Annotated in this window: 17 protein-coding genes; 9 read left to right on the top strand and 8 right to left on the bottom strand. The window is 42.9% G+C overall.

From position 1 onward, the window contains the following. Positions 1-326: 326 nt before the first annotated feature. From proV to ACFQ45_RS10915, 6 genes are all read left to right on the top strand, one after another. Positions 327-1,499 (top strand): glycine betaine/L-proline ABC transporter ATP-binding protein ProV, encoded by a 1,173-nt coding sequence (gene proV / locus ACFQ45_RS10890; RefSeq protein ID WP_377367575.1) that lies wholly within the window; start codon positions 327-329, stop codon positions 1,497-1,499. A 31-nt stretch (positions 1,500-1,530) separates the two neighbouring features. After that, positions 1,531-2,508, top strand: coding sequence for a glycine betaine/L-proline ABC transporter permease ProW (proW, locus tag ACFQ45_RS10895; protein ID WP_377367577.1), 978 nt, complete (start codon positions 1,531-1,533; stop codon positions 2,506-2,508). 25 nt (positions 2,509-2,533) lie between these two features. Continuing rightward, the gene (proX, locus tag ACFQ45_RS10900; RefSeq protein WP_377367579.1) at positions 2,534-3,556 is read left to right on the top strand and encodes a glycine betaine/L-proline ABC transporter substrate-binding protein ProX; all 1,023 of its coding nucleotides are present in this window, start codon (positions 2,534-2,536) and stop codon (positions 3,554-3,556) included. An 89-nt stretch (positions 3,557-3,645) separates the two neighbouring features. Continuing rightward, positions 3,646-4,608 carry a GlxA family transcriptional regulator gene (locus ACFQ45_RS10905; protein WP_377367581.1) on the top strand — a complete coding sequence of 321 codons (963 nt, stop codon included), beginning with the start codon at positions 3,646-3,648 and terminating at the stop codon, positions 4,606-4,608. Between the two features lie 27 nt (positions 4,609-4,635). Further along, entirely contained in the window at positions 4,636-5,394 is a 759-nt protein-coding gene (locus ACFQ45_RS10910) for an SDR family NAD(P)-dependent oxidoreductase (protein ID WP_377367583.1), read from the top strand. 107 nt (positions 5,395-5,501) lie between these two features. Continuing rightward, the gene (locus ACFQ45_RS10915; protein WP_377367585.1) at positions 5,502-6,491 is read left to right on the top strand and encodes an isopenicillin N synthase family dioxygenase; all 990 of its coding nucleotides are present in this window, start codon (positions 5,502-5,504) and stop codon (positions 6,489-6,491) included. A 138-nt stretch (positions 6,492-6,629) separates the two neighbouring features. Here the strand turns inward: ACFQ45_RS10915 and ACFQ45_RS10920 are convergent, their stop codons facing one another. The 5 genes from ACFQ45_RS10920 to ACFQ45_RS10940 form a co-directional block, all read right to left on the bottom strand. Then, positions 6,630-7,739, bottom strand: a complete 1,110-nt coding sequence (locus ACFQ45_RS10920) for an FAD-binding oxidoreductase (protein WP_377367587.1) — start codon at positions 7,737-7,739, stop codon at positions 6,630-6,632. Between the two features lie 44 nt (positions 7,740-7,783). Further along, complete coding sequence (locus ACFQ45_RS10925; protein WP_377367589.1) at positions 7,784-9,034, bottom strand: NAD(P)/FAD-dependent oxidoreductase; 1,251 nt, start codon at positions 9,032-9,034, stop codon at positions 7,784-7,786. A 179-nt stretch (positions 9,035-9,213) separates the two neighbouring features. Then, the gene (locus tag ACFQ45_RS10930; protein WP_377367590.1) at positions 9,214-10,731 is read right to left on the bottom strand and encodes an aldehyde dehydrogenase; all 1,518 of its coding nucleotides are present in this window, start codon (positions 10,729-10,731) and stop codon (positions 9,214-9,216) included. A gap of 15 nt (positions 10,732-10,746) precedes the next feature. After that, positions 10,747-11,682 (bottom strand): dihydrodipicolinate synthase family protein, encoded by a 936-nt coding sequence (locus tag ACFQ45_RS10935; RefSeq protein WP_377367592.1) that lies wholly within the window; start codon positions 11,680-11,682, stop codon positions 10,747-10,749. Between the two features lie 253 nt (positions 11,683-11,935). Then, the gene (locus ACFQ45_RS10940; protein WP_377367594.1) at positions 11,936-13,144 is read right to left on the bottom strand and encodes an aromatic ring-hydroxylating oxygenase subunit alpha; all 1,209 of its coding nucleotides are present in this window, start codon (positions 13,142-13,144) and stop codon (positions 11,936-11,938) included. 429 nt (positions 13,145-13,573) lie between these two features. On the opposite strand from ACFQ45_RS10940, the gene ACFQ45_RS10945 reads away from it, so the two are divergent. Next, positions 13,574-14,920 carry an MmgE/PrpD family protein gene (locus tag ACFQ45_RS10945; protein ID WP_377367596.1) on the top strand — a complete coding sequence of 449 codons (1,347 nt, stop codon included), beginning with the start codon at positions 13,574-13,576 and terminating at the stop codon, positions 14,918-14,920. 792 nt (positions 14,921-15,712) lie between these two features. On the opposite strand, the gene ACFQ45_RS10950 is transcribed toward ACFQ45_RS10945, so the two are convergent. The 3 genes from ACFQ45_RS10950 to ACFQ45_RS10960 form a co-directional block, all read right to left on the bottom strand. Continuing rightward, a complete protein-coding gene (locus ACFQ45_RS10950) occupies positions 15,713-16,867 on the bottom strand; it encodes an alpha-hydroxy acid oxidase (protein ID WP_377367598.1) in 1,155 nt (384 codons plus the stop codon). A 141-nt stretch (positions 16,868-17,008) separates the two neighbouring features. Further along, on the bottom strand, positions 17,009-18,301 hold the full coding sequence (rhaI, locus tag ACFQ45_RS10955; protein WP_377367600.1) for an L-rhamnose catabolism isomerase: 1,293 nt from the start codon (positions 18,299-18,301) through the stop codon (positions 17,009-17,011). Positions 18,302-18,322: 21 nt separating this feature from the next. Then, a complete protein-coding gene (locus ACFQ45_RS10960; RefSeq protein ID WP_377367602.1) occupies positions 18,323-20,416 on the bottom strand; it encodes a bifunctional rhamnulose-1-phosphate aldolase/short-chain dehydrogenase in 2,094 nt (697 codons plus the stop codon). Between the two features lie 203 nt (positions 20,417-20,619). Here ACFQ45_RS10960 and ACFQ45_RS10965 point away from each other — a divergent pair, with 203 nt between their 5' ends. Together ACFQ45_RS10965 and rhaS are read left to right on the top strand one after the other, a co-directional pair. After that, positions 20,620-21,402 carry a DeoR/GlpR family DNA-binding transcription regulator gene (locus tag ACFQ45_RS10965; RefSeq protein ID WP_133559440.1) on the top strand — a complete coding sequence of 261 codons (783 nt, stop codon included), beginning with the start codon at positions 20,620-20,622 and terminating at the stop codon, positions 21,400-21,402. Between the two features lie 67 nt (positions 21,403-21,469). Further along, positions 21,470-22,465: a rhamnose ABC transporter substrate-binding protein gene (gene rhaS / locus ACFQ45_RS10970; protein ID WP_377367604.1), complete on the top strand. Its 996-nt coding sequence runs from the start codon at positions 21,470-21,472 to the stop codon at positions 22,463-22,465. Positions 22,466-22,483: the final 18 nt, after the last annotated feature.

The following is a 22,483-nucleotide window of genomic DNA, read 5'->3' on the forward strand; positions in this document are numbered from 1 at the left end:
CATAAATACCTCTCAATTAGATCATTTTATCTAACTAAAAGGTGTCTAGCTAACTAGTGGCGATTCAACCCTCAATCTAAAATCTGTCATGCACCAACAAAAGTCTACAATTACATTACTCCAGCAATACATTGAGCCCATCTTTCAATCTATTTAACCATTCTCATTTCCGCTTTTAATAACCTATAGTAATCAATCATACCGAAAATATGTGATTGGACGCTTCACTGTAAACTTCTTAACTTAGAGTTAGTCAATTTTTAACCAAAATAATAATTTTAAACTCAATGCTTAACGGCATAATTTTTGAGTAAAAAGAGGAACATATGGCTAATTCTCAAGAAATTCTTGAAGTAAAAAATGTATTCAAAGTGTTTGGAAATGCTCCTAAAAAAGCAATGGATATGCTTAATAGAGGCGCTACTAAAGAGCAAGTTTTTGCTGAGACAGGCCAAAACGTTGGCGTTTTTGACGCAAGCTTTTCAGTTAAGCGGGGTGAGATATTTGTGATTATGGGGCTTTCAGGGTCGGGTAAATCGACTTTGGTCAGATTGCTTAATCGCTTAATAGAGCCGACAGCTGGCTCAATTCAGCTAAAGGGCCAAACTATCACAAATTTGACCGATAAAGACTTACTGAACGTCCGTCGTAATGACATGAGTATGGTGTTTCAGTCCTTCGCTCTAATGCCTCACATGTCTGTTATTGATAATGCTTCTTTCGGTCTCGAAATTTCAGGCGTAGCTAAGAAAACTCGTCATGAGCGAGCATTCGAGGCTTTAAAGCAAGTAGGGCTCGACAGCTATGCATTTAGCCGACCCGATCAACTTTCGGGTGGGATGCAGCAGCGTGTAGGCTTGGCGCGTGCTTTGGCAAATGACCCGACCATACTTTTAATGGACGAAGCATTTTCTGCGTTAGACCCCTTGATTCGATATGAAATGCAAGGAGAGTTGATTCGTTTACAGAAAGAACAAGAACGTACGATAGTTTTTATCTCTCATGACCTAGATGAGGCGATTCGTATTGGGGATAGAATTGCCATTATGGAAGGAGGGCGAATTGTCCAAATTGGTACGCCTGACGAAATTATGAATAATCCTGCTGATGATTATGTTGCGTCCTTTTTCAAAGGCGTTGATATGACCAAGACAATAAAAGCCAGAGATATTGCTCAATCCGAAGAACTGGCAATTACTCCATCCCATGCTTTGCCACTCGATATATCAAACGCTGAAAATCGATTTGTCTATTTATTGGATGAAAATAATAAGCTAGTTGGTGTCACTCCAATCGCTAATGATTCGGTCAATTCGTTAGAAAATTTGATGTCTAATCGAATAAAACAGCATTTTACAATCAATGGCTCAACCTCTTTAAAGGAATCGATTCCAGTGGTCTCTGAGTCACCTTATCCCGTTCCTGTAATTGATGACAAGGGAAGTTACCAAGGGACTCTATCAAAAGAGCAAGTTTTAGCCACGCTCGCAAACAACTAATAAAAAGACCATAACACAAAAGGCATTTATTATGATTGATGTAAGTTTTCTAGATCCATTTCAACAATTTACGATTCCCGTTGGCGATTGGGTAGAAGCTGTATTGAACTACCTAGTACAGAATTTTAGAGATGTATTTCGCGCGGCGCGTTGGCCGATAGATCAGATTTTAGATTTAGTAGAAGGTGTTCTTAACTCCATTCCTCCTTTAATTGGAATAGTACTTTCAGTTTTATTTGGCTGGCAAGTGGCTGGCCCACGTATGGGGCTTTTCTGTGCAGTGACATTAACATTGTTGGGTCTGATAGGAGTATGGGAGCAGTCGATGGTTACGTTGTCGCTGGTTATTACTTCTTTATTTTTCTGTGTCGTAATAGGCATCCCGTTAGGGATTCTCAGTGCACGCTATGATCGAATGGAAAAAACGATTCGTCCCGTCTTGGATGCAATGCAGACTTTGCCTGCTTTCGTTTACTTAGTGCCTGTTGTCATGCTTTTTGGTATCGGAAACGTACCGGGGGTTTTGGTCACTATTATTTTTGCTCTCCCCCCTTTAGTCCGTCTAACGAATTTAGGTATCCGTCAAATACCTGCAGACAAAATTGAGGCAGCACGTGCCTTTGGTTGTACTAAGCAACAAATGCTTATTAAGGTTCAGTTGCCTCTTGCGACGCCAACTATCATGGCGGGTGTTAACCAAACTCTAATGCTTTCTCTTTCGATGGTTGTTATTGCTTCTATGATTTCAGTGGAAGGGTTAGGTCAGATGGTTCTTCGAGGTATTGGACGATTAGACATGGGGTTAGCAACGGTCGGAGGACTTGGATTGGTGCTATTGGCCATTTTCCTTGACCGATTAACACAAGCCATGGGGCAACAGACCAGTGCAAGTGGCGCGGTACGTTGGTACCAAGTCGGTCCTGTTGGTTTAATTGTTTCAATCTTTGGGGGTAAAACTCAGCATCAGAAGGTAATCAAATCTCAGCCCAAAAAAGCAACGCAAGAATAATCACAAGCAATCAAAAGGAAACATTATGAAATCTATCTCTAAATTTTGTAAGAAAACTCAAGTCGTAGAAAGTTTCTCTATCGCATTAATGGCAGGCGTATTAAGCAATTCGGCCATAGCGAATGATATGCCAGGGAAAGGTGTAGAAGTTACTCCAATTTTCCCTTCAATTGCTGAAGAGCGTTTTCGTGGAGAGATTGCTATTGCTGGTCTTGAAGCACTAGGATACGAAGTAGAAGAGCCGAAAGAGTCTGAGTATGCGACAATGCTGCTTGCTATTAGTTACGGTGATGCAGATTTTACCGTACATTTATGGGACAAACTTCATGACACTTTCTATCAGAAAGCAGGTGGTGATGACACCATGATGAAAGTTGGTAGTATCATGCCAGGCGTTTTACAAGGTTATCAGATAGATAAAAAAACAGCAGACAAGTACGGCATTACTTCTATCGATGATCTTAAAAAGCCAGAGATCGCAAAGTTGTTTGACAGCAACGGTGATGGCAAAGCAGATTTGACAGGTTGTAATCCAGGTTGGGGCTGCGAACTGATTATTGATCATCATATTGATGCATATGATTTAGGTGATACAGTGACTCATAATCGCGGATCATATTTTGCGTTAATGGCGGATACCATTGCACGTTATCAAGATGGCAAGCCTGTGCTCTTTTATACTTGGGTTCCACAATGGATTTCAGGTGTTCTTAAGGTGAATCAGGATGTTGTTTGGTTAGAGGTTCCGTACACCGATTTGCCAAACGGTAATGATGTACCAACGACATTTAACGGCAAGAACTTAGGTTTTGCGGTAGATGAAGTAATGTCTGTTGTTAATCGTGATTTTGGGTTAGATAATCCTGCTGCAATGGCATTTTTATCGAATGTCCAAATTAGCTCTGATGACGAGAGTGCTCAGAACTTATTAATGCGCAATGGTGAAAATTCTGAAGCTGATATAAAACGTCATGCTGATGAATGGATCTCTGAGCATCAAGAGCAATTCGATAGTTGGGTTGAAATGGCTCGTAAAGCCGCAAACTAATCGGCTAGTTAAGGTTTTACTATCAAAGGCTAGGCTAAAACCTGGCCTTTTTTATTTTTTGTGAAAAATACTTGTTCGTAGAGGTAACTTTGACTAAAAAGGTCGCTATTATTTTGTTACCGGGGTTTGCGTTAACCTCATTTTCTTTAACGGTAGAAGCCTTTAGTGTTGCTAATGCTTTAGAAAAAAAAGAGCTCTACAAATGTGTGATATTTAGCGCTTCTGATGAAGTAGGAGATAAAAGGGTTCTAAGCTCAAATGGCATAATGATACAAGCTGACGAACATATCTCTGAATTTAGAGCAGCGGATTTAATCTGTCTATGTGCTTATAAAGGTGCCTCTAAATATAATAATTCACATCTGATGACGCTATTGAAAAACCAGTATAAGAATGGTGGTAAGCTGGTTTCACTATCAAGTGGAAGTTTTATTTTTGCCCGTTCAGGGTTGATGAAAGAAATGACTTGTACAGTTACATCTGAGCAAGAAGATGTTTTTAGAGAGCTTTACCCTCGTATCCCAATTCAAGAAAGTTTGTACTCCGTTTCAGATCAGATTTATACCTGTAAAGGTGGCACAACGGCACTAGACCTCATGATGTATTTAATAGGTTTGGATTTTGGCACGAATTTGACTGAAAGAATCTCACAGCGATTTCAAGCAGATAAAATTCGGACATTAGATGAAATCAAAAAAAGCAATCATCATTTAAGGTTACGTTTAAAATCACCCGTTTTAGGGGCTGCAATAGAAATTATGGAAACAAATATAGAGGAGCCTTACAGTATTGATGAGATTTGTAGAATGATTGGTACCTCTATCCGCCAGTTAGAGCTGACTTTCCGCAAGCATTTTGATACTACGCCTAACAAGCATTATTTAAAAATCAGGCTTGAACGGTCCTATGAATTGGTTGAAGCAACCCACTTACCATTATCAGAAATTGCGAATGCGTGCGGATTCTCGTCTCATAGTTATATGGGGCAATGTTTTAGGAAAGAGTTTGGTTGTCATCCTTCTGCTGTTAGGAAAAGTATAGATAGTCAATAAGTATGGAACAAATATAGGAGTATCATAATGACGCTAAAGGGTAAATTTGCACTCATTACCGGTGGTGGTAGAGGTATCGGCCTTGGAGTCACATTAGCCTTACTAGAAGCTGGAGCGACCGTTCTTATTGCTCAGAGGCAGCCTTTACAAGGAACTCTTTCACAAAATCCCAACGTTCATTTTTGCCAAGTGGATCTACTTGCGAAGGATGCATCTAAAACTATTGCTGTCTACGTCGAAAAGCACCTAGGCGCTTTAGATGTGGTCGTGAACAACGCGGGGATTATGTTCGAGCAAGCGGTTGAAGACTTGGATGAAGAAGAATGGGATCGAATGATGATGATTAATACTCGTACCCCAGCCTTTATTGTCAAAGCGCTTATGCCATTTTTAGTGGCTAGTACTTCCGCTAGCATTATCAACATGGGTTCGATAGAAGGAATAGCGGCGAACCCAAACCACTTAGCTTATTGTACTTCAAAGTCAGCTGTTCATGGTTTAACTAAGGCGTTAGCCGTAGATTTAGGGAGCAAGGGCATTCGTTGTAATGCGATAGCCCCAGGTTGGATTCAAAGTGATTTAAGCAATGCCTATATTGGAAGCCAAGAAAATGAAGAAAAGGTGATGAGTGAATTACTGCGAATGCACCCAGTAGGTAGGACGGGCACGCCTTCAGATATAGGTGGAGTCGCAGTGTTTCTTGCTTCAGAGGCATCAAGCTTCGTCACAGGACAAATTTTAGTAGTGGATGGAGGTCGGACTTCAAAGCTACCTCTCCCGTTTTAGTGGGAAATAAAATTTGCTAAAAATGTTCGGATTTTTAATATCAGCAATAATCTAGTTTTTATCATAATAGCTTCTGTCCTATAAAAACCATAAAGGGAGAAAGGAGCATGAGTACTAGAGTTGATAGTTATTTGAGTGCACAAGAAACAAATTTTAATGAAATTCCAGTTATTGATTTGAGTACATTAATTGATGGAACAGACATTGAATCTGTGGCGAAAAAAATTGGTGAAGTATGTGAAAATATCGGCTTTCTTTACATCGTTAATCATGGTGTCAATGAACAATTAATGGAAAAAGTCAAAAATTATACAGAGATTTTTTTTGACTTACCCTTAGAAGAAAAGCAAAAGTTAAATATTGAAAGAAGCGGTGAGACACTCAGGGGCTATATTCCCATGTTTGGTGAAAACGTCGATCCAAATCACACGCAAGACTTTAAAGAATGCTTTGATTATGGACAACACGAGGATAAAGTATCGCCATTTTTTGGGCCAAATTTGATGCCGGAATCCATCGAAGGCTTCAAGCAAGTGATGGAAGAATATCATTCTGAGATGTTAGCTCTCGCAAATAAACTTATTGGCGCGATCTCATTGAGCCTTGGCTTGCCCTTTGACTACTTTTATAAATTACAGAAGAAACCTATTTCTATTCAGCGCCTATTGCACTACCCACCGCAAACTGGAGAGATATCTCGTGAAAAAATTGGTATAGGTGAACATACGGACTACGGATTTTTAACTATTTTATCTCAGGATGAAGTAGGTGGCTTACAGGTAAAAAATCGAGATGGTAACTGGATTAGTGCACCGCCAATGCCTGGAAGCTTTATTGTTAACATCGGTGATTTAGTACAAACGTATACGAATAATAAATACATTTCTACGTATCATCGAGTCATAAATACCAGTGGTAAAGAGCGATACTCATATCCATTCTTTATGGATATGGACTTTGATGCAGTTGTGGAGCCAGTTCCAACTTGTGTGTCGGATTTAGAGCAATCAAGTTATTCACCTTATAAATGCGGTGAACATAAATTCCGTCGTTTTGTAGACAGTTATGCACATCTTCAAATAGAGAAAAGTGCTTAATTATTTAATTTCTTCGAGCCTGTCTGTCCACAGAAATTAGGTGTGTAAATGATATAAAAATGGGCGTATAAGAAATCTTATACGCCCATTTTTGTATCAGGATGAATTAATAGGTAAAGATTTTAGACTATTCCTATTTTAGAGCTCTATTTCTATATCGCCTTTTACACGAGTACAGCATGATAATACGTAGCCGTCGTTTATCTCTTCTTCAGAAATACCGCCATTATGATTCATTTCAAAGTTGCCATGGACTACTTTTACACGACAAGAGCCGCATATGCCAACACCGCAAGCTTTTGGAATATTAACACCACCCTCTGCCGCTGCTTCATTTAGAATGACGTCAAGAGCTACTTCCTGCATTACTTCCATTTCAGGAATTCGAAGCATGATCATTTGTTTGGGTTCTAGATCTTCGAGCTCAGCTTGATTTGCATGTTTTTCTGCTAACTTAACATCTTCAATAGGAGTCGCGCCGAACGATTCCTCATGATAGCGAGTCATGTCAAATCCCAGCTCTTGAAGTAATGTTCGGACTGCTTTCATATAAGGCTCAGGTCCACAGCAAAAAACTTCTCGTTCCATATAATCAGGCGCAATTAATTGGAACATATGGGTGTTTAAATAGCCTCTATAACCTCCCCAAGATTCACCTATATTCGTTTGTTCGCAAATAAGATGCATCTTGAAGTTGTCAATTCGAGTTGACATGTACTCGAGTTCTTTAGCATAGATAATGTCTTTAGGTGAACGAGCACTATGAGCAAATACCATATCGACTTCGGAGTCTGTGTTAAACCACCACCTAGCCATAGACATGACTGGCGTGATACCAACACCACCAGAAAGTAGCAGGACTTTATCAGCGGGATAGTCCATACAATTGAAATTACCAACCGGTCCGTGAACTGCCAACTGATCCCCTGGTGTTAAATTGTCATGTAACCAGTTGGATACCACGCCACCAGGTACCCTTTTTACCGTGATCGAAAAACTGTACGGAATAGAAGGGGAGCTGGAAATTGTGTAAGAACGCATGATGCGTTCTTCTGCTATGTCTAACTCTAGTGTCACAAATTGACCAGGTTTAAAGAAAAACATAACTGGTTCATTCATACTAAAAGTGAACGTGGTGACATCATGAGTTTCAGGGATGACTTTCACGCACCGCACTAAATGACGACCATTGCTCCATGTTTGAGTATTCATGGTATTCAAAAAGTCTGAGGAATTAAATTCATTCATTGGTGTTCTCCAAGAGACTGATAGCAGTCCAGTGCAATTATTTACTAAAGCTCTTTGCCTGCTCGCCACTGTTTCCAGCGCATTGTCATATTTGCGCCAATTGATAAAAATGGCTCGGGGGGCAATGTACTCGGTAACTGGATATTATCCATTAAATCAGTGTGTCCCAGTACAGCAAGTTCAGCTGCTGCCATACCAGAAAGTGTTCCTTTAACGGTGCCAAGACCATTTTGACAACAGGCAGACCACACGTTTTTATCCAGTTCTCCGAAGGCTGGCATTGCATTCAAGGACAAGCATAAGCGGCCACCCCATCGATATTCCATCTCAACGTCTTTTAACATAGGGAAACGGTCTGAAAATGATTGGTCTTGCATTGATTTAGCTCGACGCATATCTGCAGTGGTCGCTTCGAGTGATTGGTTTAACGTGGCTAAATTGCGAATGATCAATCGATCTCCACTGCCAGAGTAGTTAGAGATCTTCCTAACTGTAGTGCCCATTGGATCAGCAGGGAGAATTCCCCAGTCTGGTCTGCCCCCTAAGGATATAAGCTCAGTAGGTGACAGTGCACGTGTCATTGAGGCAAAAGTGAACACATGAAGTAGCTGCTTAGGAAAAAATCCAAATGATTGTATGTGACCATTCGTCGCTAAGATCAAATGTTTCGCTTTTATTGACCCTTTAGGGGTTTTGAGAATATGAGGAGAGCCCGTTTTCATCTCTAAAACTGGCGTGTTTTCAAATATCTTTATGCGGTTTCGCAAACCTTTACCAAAGGCGCGTATGAAAGCAGCCGGTTGAACCATTGCACCACCGGAGGTTTCGAGTCCAGCGATGTAAAAAGATGATCCTGTAATCTGCTGCATTTCTGCAGCATCTTTGAGCACAAAACTTTCACCAATCTCATTTAAGTGTTTGCTGTAGCTGGATATATGTTTGATGCCTTGATTGGTTGAGGCTCCAGTGATCTTACCACTACGGCTGAAAACGGACTTGGGCATGCCATACTCAATGGCTGCTGATTCTGCAAAGTCGATAGCATGCCGATTCATTTTGATCTGCATGAGATCGTTCGCGTTGTTACCTGCGTAAGTCTCTGAGTTCAAATCATGTGGCAGGTCGATTAGAAAACCACTGTTTCGACCAGCAGGCCCTTCAGCTAATCGTGTAGCATCGACGACCACTATTGTTTCGTCATTAGGTATTAGTTGGCTTAATCTACGTGCAGCGGCCATGCCTGCCCACCCAGCACCAACTATGACCCAGCTAGCCTCGATGTCACTTGTTAACATCGGGTACTCGTCATCTGAACCGATGATCTTATTCCACGCCGAGGGGCCGGGGTCCTTTGGAAGTCTTGTGATTTTTTTATGCGTCATAGCAAATCCCATCTTGAAAACAATAGGGAGAGCTCCCCACTTATAACTTGAGGCGATAAGGGAGAGCTCTTGAACCTACCGACTAGAGGTGGTTAGTCGATAGAGCCATCTACTTGGCCGTCACTCAGATCGATCCAAATGGTTTTAAGTTCTGTGTACTGATCGTGGGCATGAATTGAATTATCTCGACCTCCAAACCCAGATTGCTTATACCCTCCAAATGGTGTCGTTATGTCACCTTCGCCAAAGCAATTTACTGTCACGGTACCTGCTTTAATCGCTTGAGCTGCTCGTATTGCTTTTTTCCCATTAGCGGTAAAGACAGAAGCGGCTAAGCCGTATTCGGTATCGTTTGCTACCTGAATCGCTTCGTCATAGCTTTGCACTGTAATGACTGACAGGATTGGACCGAAGATCTCGTCGCGGGCAAGTTCGTCTGAATTTGACACGCCATCAAACACAGTTGGCTCTATAAAGCGCCCATCTATAGTATTGCCACCAAGAACAAGCTCGTATCCTGCTTTTTTGCCTAGGTTTAGATAGCTTTCAACTTTGTTAAAGTGATTACTATCAATCATCGCTCCTAGGGCATTTTGAGGATCTAGCGGGTTGCCAATTTTCCAGTCGCGAGCATGCACTTTAATTCGCTCCAGAAGCTTGTCTTTGATGCCTGCTTGAACGATGAGACGAGAACCAGCAGAGCAGTTTTCCCCCATATTCCAGAATGCTGCAGCACAGACTTGCTGAGCCACATAATCAATGTCTTCTGCATCATCTAGAACGATACATGGGGTTTTACCGCCAAGCTCGAGTACGACTTTTTTCATATTTGAGTCAGCAGAGTAGCGAAGGAAACGTCGACCTGTTGCTGTGGACCCCGTGAATGTCAACATATCGACATCCATATGAAGGCCCAAAGGTTCGCCAACTTCCGCACCACCACCAGTAACTATATTTAGCACGCCTCGAGGTATACCTGCTTCTACAGCTAGTTCGGCAATGCGCAAGGCAGTCAGAGAGGTTTGCTCGGCTGGTTTTATGACCATGGAGCAACCTGCTGCTAATGCAGGAGCAATTTTCCATACAAGCATTAGCAATGGAAAATTCCAAGGCAACACAGCACCTACGACCCCAATGGGTTCCCGCACAATCATCGATATAGCATCAGGACCAACAGGGGCCGTTTGGTCATAAATTTTGTCAATGAGTTCGGCATGCCACTTCATGATGTGAACAAACTCTTCGATATCAATGTTCTCACAATCAGAAATCGGTTTACCTGAGTCCAAGCTTTCCATTACCGCTAATTCATGTCGGTTACGCAGTACGAGCTTTGACAATTTAATTAGCGATGCTTTGCGTTCACTTGGATGAAGCTTACTCCAGCGACCGTCATCATAAGCTTCACGTGCTTTCTCTACTGCAAAATCAACATCTTCTTTGCCACATGCTGCAATATCAGCGAGATGTTCACCTGTGGCCGGGTTTAAGCTAGCAAAGGTCTTTTCAGATTTTGCAGGTCGAAACTTCCCATCAATGAAAGCCATTGTCGGAAATGTCAAAGGGCTGGCAATGGCTTGATATTCTTGCTCTGTTAATACGTTTGACATAGTTTAATCTCCTGCTTACTTGGTGGCTTTCGCGGATGGTTTGGAAGGATTTTCAGCTAGAATCTTTGCGATAGAAGTTTTCAGCGTTCGGGTTACTTGCTCCATTTGGCGCTTGTCATCTTTGTTCAAATCACGCAAGGGCTTACGAACCGTGCCAGCAAACCGTCCGTCTAAAGTGACGCCATATTTAACAGACTGAATGAATTTACCGCCTTGTTCTAGCACTCGCATTAGAGGAAGCATAGAAGACATTATTCGACGTCCTTTTTGAAAGTCGTTCTCTAAAGCACATGCTTGATAGAGCGCTAGGTGCTCTTTTGGCAGGAAGTTAGACCCAGCACATACCCAGCTACGTGCACCCCAAGCAAAGAATTCCAATGCTTGGTCGTCCATACCACAAGCGGTTTGAATGTGAGGGTAATCTCGCAATAACATGTGAAGACGATTGATATCGCCTGAACTTTCTTTTATGCCGCAAAAGTTTTTTGATTGCCCAACTCGATCTAAGAACTCTTCTTCCATGTTTACACCCATTCGATCTGGGTAGTTGTAAAGCATGATAGGCAGATTTGCAGCACGGTCGATTGTTAAGGCATGAAGTGCAAGTTCCCGTTGTGTTGGCAGAGAATAAGGGGGAGTTGCGACAAGTAATACATCCGCACCGCATTTAGCTCCATCTTCCGCAAGCTTTAATGATGCTTTTGGGTCGAGTGATCCAGTACCAAAAATAATTTGTGTCTTATCACCCACGGCTTCCTTTGCTTTTTTCAGAAGTTCCAAGCGCTCTTCATGGCTTTCCACATAGTATTCGCCTGTAGTACCACCGATCATTAGACCATGAACACCTGAGTCTACTAGATAGTTTACATGCTTAACATATGCGTCAAAATCGATCGAGCTGTCTTCCCGGAAAGGGGTGATGACAGGAGTATATATGCCTTCAAATTTCATTTGCTTCACTCTCTTTTTATCCATGGTATCTTTATAAAAACAATACTATTAAGACTTAAAACATCATTACATTAATAATGATCTTACTCAGTTACTTGATACCTATACAATCAACCTTTTTTCGGCATAATGCCTAACCTGTAGTTATTAAAGATTTATTAAAAATAGGTTTTAGGTTTTTTGTTTTTAGAGGTTGCTAGCAAAAAAAATGCGGCTAATAAAGCCGCATTTTTAAGGGGAATGTAAAAGAGTATTAACTCAGCCTTTTTTTCATGGTATCGCAATACCAATCAACAAATTGGCAAACACCATTTTCAGCAATTTCAGAGAATGGGCCTGGTATATAAGCAGGTGACTGAACGCCGCGGAATGTTTCTTCTACTAACTCTCGATCTTGGTCATTAGTGGCCAGCCACACTTTTGTCAGGTCGTCGATGTCGTAATCGACACCTTCTTTGGCCTCTTTTGGAACGAGCCATTTTGTTGTAACTAATGTTTCTCCAGAGCTTAGAGGAAGAATGCGGAAACTCAATGCATGATCTCCTAAGAAATGATTCCAAGTGGATGGGTAGAGAAAGTAGAGCAGAGCACCGATGTCTTCAACCCCAGAATTATCAAGTCGACCATTTACAGCAGGTTTACCAGACATGGTATAACTCACTGCTTTTGCAGATAGTGGAATTCGTGTCATGCGAAACTGACCCGCTTCATCCATAACCAAGCGACTTGGTAAACCTGCAGCTTCACATTTATTCCAGTGCTCCGTAAGCTCTGGGTCTTCTTCCCCGCCTACCCCAGCTACGGAAAGGTTTTCAACAAACGAGTTTAATAATTCTGGGTGATTTGCATCACAGTGATAACACTCTCGATTGTTTTCAAAAACTAGTTTCCAATTACCTTTTTCTACTAGGTTAGATCCGAATGCAACTTTACAATCATCTAGATTATGTGGCGTAGTAAAGGTCCTTACTGCTTCTCGAAATGGAGCAAAATCAGGGGCTTCGTCTGCAACACAGATGTATATGTAGCTGTTTATGACTTCGCAGTGAACAGTGTTTAACCCATGAGTCGAGGTGTCAAAGTTTTGACCCATATTGCCTGCGAATAAAAGTTTACCATCTAGTCCAAATGTCCATTTATGGTATGGGCAAACTAATTTAGCATTTTTACCCTTGCTGTTTTTACAGATGCGGGATCCACGATGGCGACAGGCATTGTGAAAAGCTCTTACAGTACCTTTGTCATCACGAACAACGATAACGGGATAATTGCCAACTTGGAGTGTGATATATTCACCTGCTTTCTCAATTTCAAAAGTATGGCCAGCAAAGATCCACTCTTTGTGCCAGATTTGAGCAAGATCTTCTTGAAACACATCTTCATTGGTATACAACTCGCGACTTAAGGCATGCCTAGGTTGACGCTCGTTGATTAAATCTAAGGTAGACTTTTGGCTACTCATTTCTTTCTCCATTATGTTTGTCATCGGCAGTTGCTAGAGGATGTTATAACTCATCCTAAAACGACTGGTTCCCCCCGACGTAGGCTCTGAGGCCTGATTTTATAGGGCGCTTTTATACAATAGTTACCCTGATATCGCTAGATGTCTGGCTTATTCACAAGTCTAGGTCGGGTGTGCCAAAGGGGTAAAGCGACCTTTTTTAAGGGTAATTGAATACTTTAGGTTATCGAAGTGGGGAGGTTAACGACAATGTGTTTGTTAAAACCTCAAGGTTATTAATATTTTAGAATAAATTGAATGTAGACAGGAGATATTTTTAATAACTGATTTTATGTAGAGGAAAGGATTTATACTTTTTGTAAATATTGACTTTCATCAGACCTAATGATTATTTTCAGATAATTAAATGGCCAAAAAAGAGGAAATATAATGTACGAGGTCTTTAGGTTTAGCGAAAGTTTGAGTTTCCAAGATATACCTGAAAAAACGAAAATACTCTTGAAGTCCTCGCTGATAGATATTTTAGGTATTATTTGCGCCGCTTCGGAAAATGATACCAGTAGGAATATTAGGAAATTTGCAATTGATTACTATTCAGCCTCTGATGTTTCAACTCGTTTATTATTTGATGGTCGTTCTGTTTCTCCTTTGGGGGCAGCTTGGGCTGGAGGTTTTTCTGCGGATAGTTTAGATGCTCACGAAGGGCATTTTTTATCCAAAGGTCATGCTGGCGCTACAGTTGTCCCTGCATTATTGTCATTAGTTGATGCTTATTGTGATCAAGGGCGTGATATCTCAGGCGAAGAGTTTTTAACATTACTCGCAATCGGTTATGAAGTCTCTTTAAGAGCAGGAGTGGCGCTAATGTCAAACGCCTCCGATTACCATGCATCAGGCGCTTTTTCTGGCTTAGGGGTTGTGGCAGCAGGGGCTCGGATCTTAAAGATTGAACAAGGTGCTTGTTTACATGCAATGGGAATCGCGGAATATTTCTCACCGCGCTGCCCAATGATGAAGTTAATTGACTATCCGAGTAATTTGAGAGATGCCCATGGCGCAGGCGCTTTCAGTGGAGTGAATGCTTTGTTTTTAGCTCAAAGTGGTATTACTGGTGCGCCTACAGAATTAATGTTGAACGTTGGTCAATCAAATGCCTGGCAAGATCTTGGGGCAGTTTGGGAAATTGACAATCAATATTTTAAACCTTGGCCTGTTTGTCGTTGGGCGCAACCTGCACTGACAGCTGTTGTTGCTATGTTAGAGCTTGATGAAACGATTCGGCCAGAAAACATTGAATCGGTCCAAATTGAAACGTTCCATGAGTCCATGCGCTTACAAGGTTATCACCCAAAGAATTCCGATGAGGCTCAATATGCACTGGCTTTTCCTGTTGCTGCTTTGATTTGCAACGGAGAGTTAGGTCCTAACCAGGTTGATGAAAATGCGATTCATGATGAAGCTGTTTTAAAATTGGCAGACCGCATCAGGATTGTTGAATCCGATGAGTTGTCACAGCGTTTTCCAGCAGAAATTCTTTCTAGAGTAGAGATTGTATTAAAAAATGGTCGTGTGATCCGTAGTCCTATTAGTCAGGCTAAAGGAGATCCAAATGTGCCGATGACCAAAGAAGATATTGTGGCAAAATTTCAGAATTACACACGAGATGTGCTTTCCATAGAGCAACAATTCTCAATAATTGATGAGATAGAGTCTTTAGAAAAGAAATCTAATATTCTGCAGCTATTGTCTATGCTGACTAATTTACCAAATGGGTAAGTTGGATTGAATAATTCGCAGAAGCGAAAAGTTACTTGTTTCTATTTCCCCTAAATACATTTCAGGCCTTTAATTGCTTAGACAAACTGACACCTAATTTAACAGGGATAAAGGGGGGGTCAGTTTTCTAAGGAACTCATTGCGGTGCTTTGCGCACACTCTGCGAAATGGCACCCCAAAGTCAGCAAATCCAAAAGGTGTCCATTTTCAGAAAGGCCCATTATTGTGCTTCTCTGGCATAGTATGCTGAAAGTAGGGAGATCCATTAATGTCCTTGTACTCATCACATACAGAGAACATCTGTGAGATATTTAGTTCTACTTAACGGTTCGGAAACTGATATTCTTCTTTACGAATAGCAGCCCGAAGGACTTGTCATTCGTAGTGGGTTCACCCTAAGAGAATAGGGATTCTGAGACCAAGTTACATATAGAGAAAGTGAAATTAATTTCATTCTATTGGCTGATTTAGGTTTAGTACTTTAAATTTTAGAAATAAAGTAAAATTTAAGTTATTGATTTTTAAGGTTTTTAATTTCACATATTAGAAAATTGAATTTATGTAAGATAAAGTAAGATATAAAATTGATCCTCATAACCCGAAGCTCCCGCAACCATTTCTTTTAAATTCTCATGTCTGACCTTTATATCGGGGATTCTTATTTCTTCGAGGTTTGCTAGTAGCTTCGTTTTCTCTTAGTCACGACGATGCCTATTGTGGAATAGCATTACGCATTGAGTGGTTCACGATAGAGGTAACTCAGCACTGTTGTGCTGAGTTGTGTGGTTGTGCTTAACGAGGGAAGGGTGTCCTTAAGACAATATCGTCTCGGGTCACTTGGTGAATGTCTCGGTGACCGATAAAGGCCATAGTGAGTTCTGCTTCTTGGTGGAAAATCTCTAGCATTTTTGAGACTCCAGGCTTGCCCATAGCACCAAGTCCGTACACCATTGGGCGGCCCACCATGACGCCTTTTGCTCCTAGTGCTTTAGCGCGAATAATATCTTGTCCACTACGGATGCCCCCATCAAGCCATACTTCAATCTGGTCGCCTACGGCCTCAACGATTTCAGGTAAGGTGCTAATGGAAGATCGAGCACCATCTAGCTGTCGACCTCCATGGTTGGAAACAACGATAGCATCAGCGCCGAGTTTGACGCATTCCCGAGCGTCGTCTGCTTCCATAATGCCTTTGATGATGAGCGGGCCTTGCCAGATGTCACGGAAGTATTGGATGTCTTCCCAGCCTAATTTGGTATCAAAAGAGCCAGCCGTCCATTTCATTAGGTCGTTCATGTCATCGACGCCAGTTGCGCAGCCTTGAATGTTTCCGAACTCGCGGTTTTTTGTATTGAGCATGCCCATGGCCCATCGGGGGCGTTTAGCGATGTCGATGATGTTTGGCAGGGTTAGGCGTGGCGGTGCTGTCATGCCATTACGATGATCGGCATGACGTCGGCCAATCATTTGCAGATCCAGTGTAACAACCAATGCTGAACAGCCTGCGGCTTTGGCTCTATCAATAAGCTTTTTAGTGAATTCTCGGTCTTTTTGTACGTAAAGTTGAAACCAAAAGGGCTTTTGGGTTTTGGCGGCAACGGCTTCAATCGAGCAGATGCTCATGGTCGACAAGGTAAAGGGTACGCCAAATTCTTCTGCTGCTTGGGCGGCTAAGATCTCGCCATCAGCATGCTGCATACCAAGTAAGCCAACGGGTGCGAGGGCAAGTGGCATCTTCGCATCTTGGCCCACTAAAGTGGTTTTTAGGGAGCGCGGTTCAAGATCACGCGCTACACGTTGGCGGAACAGTATTTCTTTAAAGTCGGAAGTGTTGAGGGATAGTGTTTGCTGGGTCCAAGAACCTGACTCACAGTAACCCTGAAACATCTTAGGTACGCGTTTATGGTATAAGCGTCGTAGGTCGCTTAGTTCGCAGATTAAGCTCATCATGTGCTCCTGGATGTAACGGTTTTATTACCTTATGCGGTAGCTATTATAAGGGGAGAGGGCTCTTTCGTGGCAGTTATTGACATCAAAAAGCCCAACTTTATTGTTGGGCTTTTTTGTCATAGCAGCGCTCAGTGCCCGTTAAATGATGCCTGAGCCGGTTTTGTTTGGATCTACAGGGCGGGCTTGGGCGCACTGCTGACGGTAACCGCTTTCACGATAACAGGCGATAGGGTCTATGGCGCCGTTACTTTGGAAACGAGCCATTTGCAAAATAGGCTCAACGTCCAAGTTGTACGCTTGTTTCAGTGTGGCTTGCGCCATCATCGGGTCATTGGTTTGTTGGTAATGAGCCAATGCTTTGCGGTCTACAAGCAAGCTTTTCACGTATGCACGTTGCACTTCAGCGGCGCTGTACATCAAGCTTTCAATTGGATCAGTCACGTTATGGGACTGGTCCAGCATATAAAACGGGCTATAGCTTGGGTTTTCAAGCTGGATGTCCGTCAGCTCGTTGAACACTAGGAACAGTTGGTATGGATTAATAGAGCCACTGTCTAGGTCGTCATCACCGTATTTGCTGTCGTTGAAATGGAATCCGCCTAGTTTTCCAAATTGCGCGAGTCGACTCACAATCATTTCGATGTTCACGTTTGGCGCGTGATGTCCTAGGTCGACCAATGATAAACAGCGCTCTCCTGTTTCCTTGGCGGCTAGATAGCTGGACCCCCAATCTTGAATCACAGTGGAATAGAAGGCTGGCTCAAAGATTTTGTGCTCCAACAGCATATTCCAATCATTAGGAAGAGTCGCGTAGATTTGCTTGATACTGTCTATGTACTGAGCGAAGCTGTTTTTAAAGTGTTGTTGACCTGGGAAATTTGAGCCGTCCCCCACCCAAATGGTCAATGCTTTTGAGCCAAGCTTTTGGCCCAATTCAACCACGTCAATATTGTGAGCAATCGCTTGATCACGTACTGCCTGAGAGGTGTGAGTCAGACTGCCGTACTTATAAGAGTTCTCTTGATTTGCTTGATCTTGAAACGTATTAGAGTTCATCGCATCAAACATTAAGCCATATTGATCTGCATATTGACGAAGTTCATTTGGGTCAGACGGACGATCCCAAGGGATGTGAAGGGATACGGCCGGGGTCGCTTGGGAAAGCTGCTGAATGACAGAGCAATCATCAAGTTTTTCATAGATGTTGCGCGGCTCCCCTTGTCCTGGGAAGCGCGCGAAACGTGTACCACCTGTACCCACGCCCCAAGAAGGTACGGCGATCGAAAAAGCTTTCGCTTTTTGTAGGATGGCTTCAATATTGATGTCTGAGCGAGCAAGCTTTTCGCCCAGTGCGGTGTAGTCACTTTTAAGTCCGCTCTCTAGGCTTTGGTTTTGGGTGCCTAGCAGATCATTATTAATTAACTGAGTCATAAATAGTCCCTATTTTTATTGTTAGCGGGTAAATGATGGCGCATGCCCTGCATCGACATTCAGGATGTTACCAGTTGATTTAGCTGACGCATCCGATGCGAAGAAGTAGATTGCCTCTGCGATGTCCTCTGGGAAAACATTTAGCTTTAGCATGCTGCGTTGGCGGTAGTGTTCTTCTAAATCGTCGGTTGACATGTTGTAAGCGCTGGCTCGTTCTTCTTTCCATTTACCTGTCCAGATTTTAGAACCTCGCAATACTGCATCTGGGTTCACGACGTTTGCTCGAATACCAAGTGGCGCACCTTCTAAAGCAACACACCGTGATAATTGGATTTCAGCGGCTTTAGCAACACAATAGGCGCTGGCGTTTGCCGATGCAACCAATCCATTTTTACTGGCAACGAATACCATGTTGCCACCCATATTCTGAGCTTTTAATAGGGTAAAGGCTTCACGAGCCACTAAAAAGTAACCCGTCGAAAGAATCTCTTGGTTTTTATTCCATAGAGCAAGGCTGGTTTCGTCAAGTGGTGCTGAAGATGCGATGCCCGCATTGGACACTACCGTATCCAAGCCGCCAAATGCTAATGCACAATGATGAATGGCGTGTTTGACTTGCTCTTCACTCGTCACGTCCATTGTCACACTAGAAACAGTATCCTTGCCGAACTGGGCTTCCATCTCTTTGTGAGCGTTGGTGAGCGCTTCAGCATCAATATCCAATAGGACGATGTTGGCACCTTCTTTCGCCATACGCTTCGCGGTTGCTAAACCAATGCCGCCAGCACCACCTGTTACCAGTGCAATGCGGCCAGCCATGGCTTTCGGTTTTGGCATGCGCTGTAGTTTCGCTTCTTCAAGTAGCCAGTATTCAATATCAAAAGCTTCTTGTTCTGGTAAACCAACGTATTCACTGACGGTATCCGCACCACGCATGACATTAATGGCGTTAACATAGAATTCGCCCGCGATACGAGCTGTTGCTTTGTCTTTAGCAAACGAGAGCATGCCAACGCCTGGGATCAGGTAAATCACTGCATTTGGGTCGCGTATAGCTGGACTGTCAGCGCGTTTACAACGGTTGTAGTAGGCGGCGTAGTCTTCGCGGTAGGCTTCAAGTTCCGTGTCTAGATTAGCAATGACTTCGTCTAGGTTGTCTTGTTCTGGATTGTATTTCACAACAAATGGGCGAATCTTGGTACGCAAGAAATGGTCAGGGCACGACGTGCCAAGTTTGGCTAAGCGCTCTAGATCATTAGAGTTTACGAACTCTAGGACTTCGGCTGATTGATTAAAGTGACCTAGTTGGCGTTGAATCGCACTGGTTTTACCACGAATAATCGGCATTAAGGTTGCTGCCACTTGTTCGCGTTTGTCGGTTTCTAAGGTTGAAAATTTTGCTCCGCCAAATACCGCCTTTCCTTCGCTGCGTTGCTCTAGCCATGTTTGTGCTTTGTTGATGATTTCAAGCGACAACAGGTAACACTCTTTGCAATCATCTGCCCAAGTGAATAGACCATGGCTCTCTAGTACCACACCTTTTAAATGTGGGTTTTCTGTGGCGATCTTATGAAGATCCATCCCTAGCTGAAAGCCAGGCTTGCGCCATGGTAACCAGCCAATATCGTTACCAAATATCTCTTCAGTGAGTGCTCGGCTGTTTTTGCTTGCTGCGATCGCAATAACGGAATCTGGGTGTAGGTGATCGACATGCTTATAAGGTAAGTAGCTATGTAATGGCGTATCAATGCTTGCCGCACGGCTATTTAAGTTGAAAGTACAGTGTGGCAAGTACGCCACCATTTCATCTTCGTGCTCTAAGCCGCGATACAAGTCAGGTAAGCGATTTAGCTTGTCCATATAAAGAGTGGCGAAGCCATCTAAGCCCATTGAGCCAATGTCACCGCCAGAGCCTTTTACCCAAAGTACTTCGGTTGTCTCGCCAGTGAGAGGGTCAGTCATTTCGATCTTGGCTGAGGTATTGCCGCCACCGTAATTGGTCACACGCATGTCAGAACCGAGCAGGTTTGATCGATATTGCAACTTTTCTGGTTCGGACATCGATGCAGCTGTGGCGTCGACCCAAAGATTAGGAAGAGATGTAGAATTGGACATAGTAGACCTCTAAATGCTCTTTGGCCCAGTTTTATTAGGAATTTTGGGCAAAAGAATTTTTTATATTTGTTATAAGCAATCAGCGGGTTAGAATGATTGATGGGTCTATAATAAGACAAAACAAATCATTTTCAATATTTTTCGATCAAAATTTGCTTGAATATGATCGAAAATTAATTATATTGAATGGCGAGGGTTAATTTATGCACGAAGTTGAAAGGCATAGAGTGATCTTGTCAGAGGTGGGTAATCGGCCTGTGGTCACGGTAACAGAGCTAGTAGAAATGCTCGGTGCATCGGAAGCGACAGTTAGAAGAGACATCACCTTATTAGACAAGAGAGGCTTGTTGAAGCGAGTGCGAGGAGGAGCTGAGTCTCTTAATCCACCTTCTGATGCGAGCCTAGTTGGGCGCCCTTACTCGGTGAATCAAACGATTAATGCCGATGTAAAGCGACTGATTGGAAAGGCTGCTGCAGAGCTGTTATCAGACAATATGTCGATAATGATCAGTGGCGGTACGACCACCAGCGCGATGGCAGAGCATATGCGGAACTTGAAGTTGCAGGTGTTCACCAACTCATTTGTGATTGCGGACCAGCTGATAAAGAAAAGTAAATGCAGTGTGACAGTGCCTAGCGGCAAGATTCATCGGGAGCAGAACATTATTTTGAGTCCTTTCCCGACGGATATTTCTGCGCATATTTACGCTGATTACCTATTTATCAGTGCTTATGGTGTTAATTCTCACGGTGTGATGGAAACGGATCCACAGATTGTACAGGCGGTAATGAAGCTTATTAACCGAGCGAATCAGCGGGTGCTGTTGGTTGATAGCGCAAAGTTTCAAAGTCGCTCAAGTATGATCGTTTGTCCACTGTCACACATAGATATCGTTATCACGGATGACGGTATTGATAACAAGAGTAAAGAGATGATCGAGTCGGCAGGGTGTCGTTTGATCACAGTTGCAAAACAAAAACAATAAACTGCGTCTCTGAACCTTATATCGTCATAATGAACGGTAGGTGATGAACGCACTCTTGGAGTTAATAATGAATAAGAAACTCATCACATCAGTTGTATTAGCCTGTTCTACTTTTACCGCGAGCCACACGTTGGCAGCAGACGATGTTCGTATCGCCCTATTAGTGAAAGCGCTAGGGATTGGCTTTTTTGAAGCGGCGTATAAAGGCGCTCAAGAAGCCAGCGAGGAGCTTGGCGACGTAGAAGTTATTTACACTGGTCCTACCACGACGACCGCTGAAGGTCAGATCGAAATCATCAACTCACTTATTGCACAGCGTGTCGACGCGATTGCTGTCTCTGCTAACGATACGGATGCTCTGGTTCCATCTTTGGAAAAAGCCCAGCGTCGTGGTATCAAAGTCATTTCTTGGGACTCAGGTGTGGGTGAAGAGGGTCGTATTGCCCACATTAACCCATCTAGTAACAGCCTTATTGGTCGCATGAATGTTAAATTGGCCGCCGATGCAGTTGCCGAGAAAGGGCAGCAGTCAGGTAAGTTCGCTATCTTGAGTGCGACACCCACCTCAACCAACCAGAATATCTGGATTGATGAGATGAAGAAGTCTTTAGGTGAGTTCCCTAATCTGGAGCTTGTCGATACGGTTTACGGGGATGACTTAGCAGATAAAAGTTTCCGTGAAGCGCAAGCACTTATCAAAAATCATCCTGATCTAGATGTGATTGTAGCACCCACCACGGTCGGGATTTTGGCTGCGGCGCAAGCGATTACCGACCTTGGCCTGATTGGTAAAGTGTATGTAACAGGCCTTGGCTTGCCATCAGAGTTAGCGGGGCACGTTCACAGTGGTGCGGTTCATAACTTCGCGATTTGGAATCCAATCGATCTAGGTTATGCGGCAACAACCGTTGCTTACAACCTTGTGAAAGGTGAAGCCACTGGGAAAGAAATCCCAATGGGGCGCATGGGAAGCTTATCGTTGGACAATGCGGGAAATGGTGCAATGGCAGATCCATTTGTGTACGACGCGTCTAATGTAGATGATTTCTCATCGATCTTTTAATGTGAGCGGCTCAGGGAA

The organism is Rhodanobacter aciditrophus (genome assembly GCF_042679525.1).
Taxonomy (GTDB): domain Bacteria; phylum Pseudomonadota; class Gammaproteobacteria; order Pseudomonadales; family Marinomonadaceae; genus Marinomonas; species Marinomonas aciditrophus.

Bases quoted from the DNA above. Each gene is read 5' to 3' on its own strand.
- ACFQ45_RS10925 (WP_377367589.1), bottom strand. From the start codon at position 9,034: ATGTTAACAAGTGACATCGAGGCTAGCTGGGTCATAGTTGGTGCTGGG.
- ACFQ45_RS10945 (WP_377367596.1), top strand. From the start codon at position 13,574: ATGTACGAGGTCTTTAGGTTTAGCGAAAGTTTGAGTTTCCAAGATATA.
- proV (WP_377367575.1), top strand. From the start codon at position 327: ATGGCTAATTCTCAAGAAATTCTTGAAGTAAAAAATGTATTCAAAGTG.
- ACFQ45_RS10915 (WP_377367585.1), top strand. From the start codon at position 5,502: ATGAGTACTAGAGTTGATAGTTATTTGAGTGCACAAGAAACAAATTTT.
- ACFQ45_RS10930 (WP_377367590.1), bottom strand. From the start codon at position 10,731: ATGTCAAACGTATTAACAGAGCAAGAATATCAAGCCATTGCCAGCCCT.
- proX (WP_377367579.1), top strand. From the start codon at position 2,534: ATGAAATCTATCTCTAAATTTTGTAAGAAAACTCAAGTCGTAGAAAGT.
- ACFQ45_RS10950 (WP_377367598.1), bottom strand. From the start codon at position 16,867: ATGAGCTTAATCTGCGAACTAAGCGACCTACGACGCTTATACCATAAA.
- ACFQ45_RS10910 (WP_377367583.1), top strand. From the start codon at position 4,636: ATGACGCTAAAGGGTAAATTTGCACTCATTACCGGTGGTGGTAGAGGT.
- ACFQ45_RS10935 (WP_377367592.1), bottom strand. From the start codon at position 11,682: ATGAAATTTGAAGGCATATATACTCCTGTCATCACCCCTTTCCGGGAA.
- ACFQ45_RS10960 (WP_377367602.1), bottom strand. From the start codon at position 20,416: ATGTCCAATTCTACATCTCTTCCTAATCTTTGGGTCGACGCCACAGCT.
- rhaS (WP_377367604.1), top strand. From the start codon at position 21,470: ATGAATAAGAAACTCATCACATCAGTTGTATTAGCCTGTTCTACTTTT.
- proW (WP_377367577.1), top strand. From the start codon at position 1,531: ATGATTGATGTAAGTTTTCTAGATCCATTTCAACAATTTACGATTCCC.
- rhaI (WP_377367600.1), bottom strand. From the start codon at position 18,301: ATGACTCAGTTAATTAATAATGATCTGCTAGGCACCCAAAACCAAAGC.
- ACFQ45_RS10940 (WP_377367594.1), bottom strand. From the start codon at position 13,144: ATGAGTAGCCAAAAGTCTACCTTAGATTTAATCAACGAGCGTCAACCT.
- ACFQ45_RS10920 (WP_377367587.1), bottom strand. From the start codon at position 7,739: ATGAATGAATTTAATTCCTCAGACTTTTTGAATACCATGAATACTCAA.
- ACFQ45_RS10965 (WP_133559440.1), top strand. From the start codon at position 20,620: ATGCACGAAGTTGAAAGGCATAGAGTGATCTTGTCAGAGGTGGGTAAT.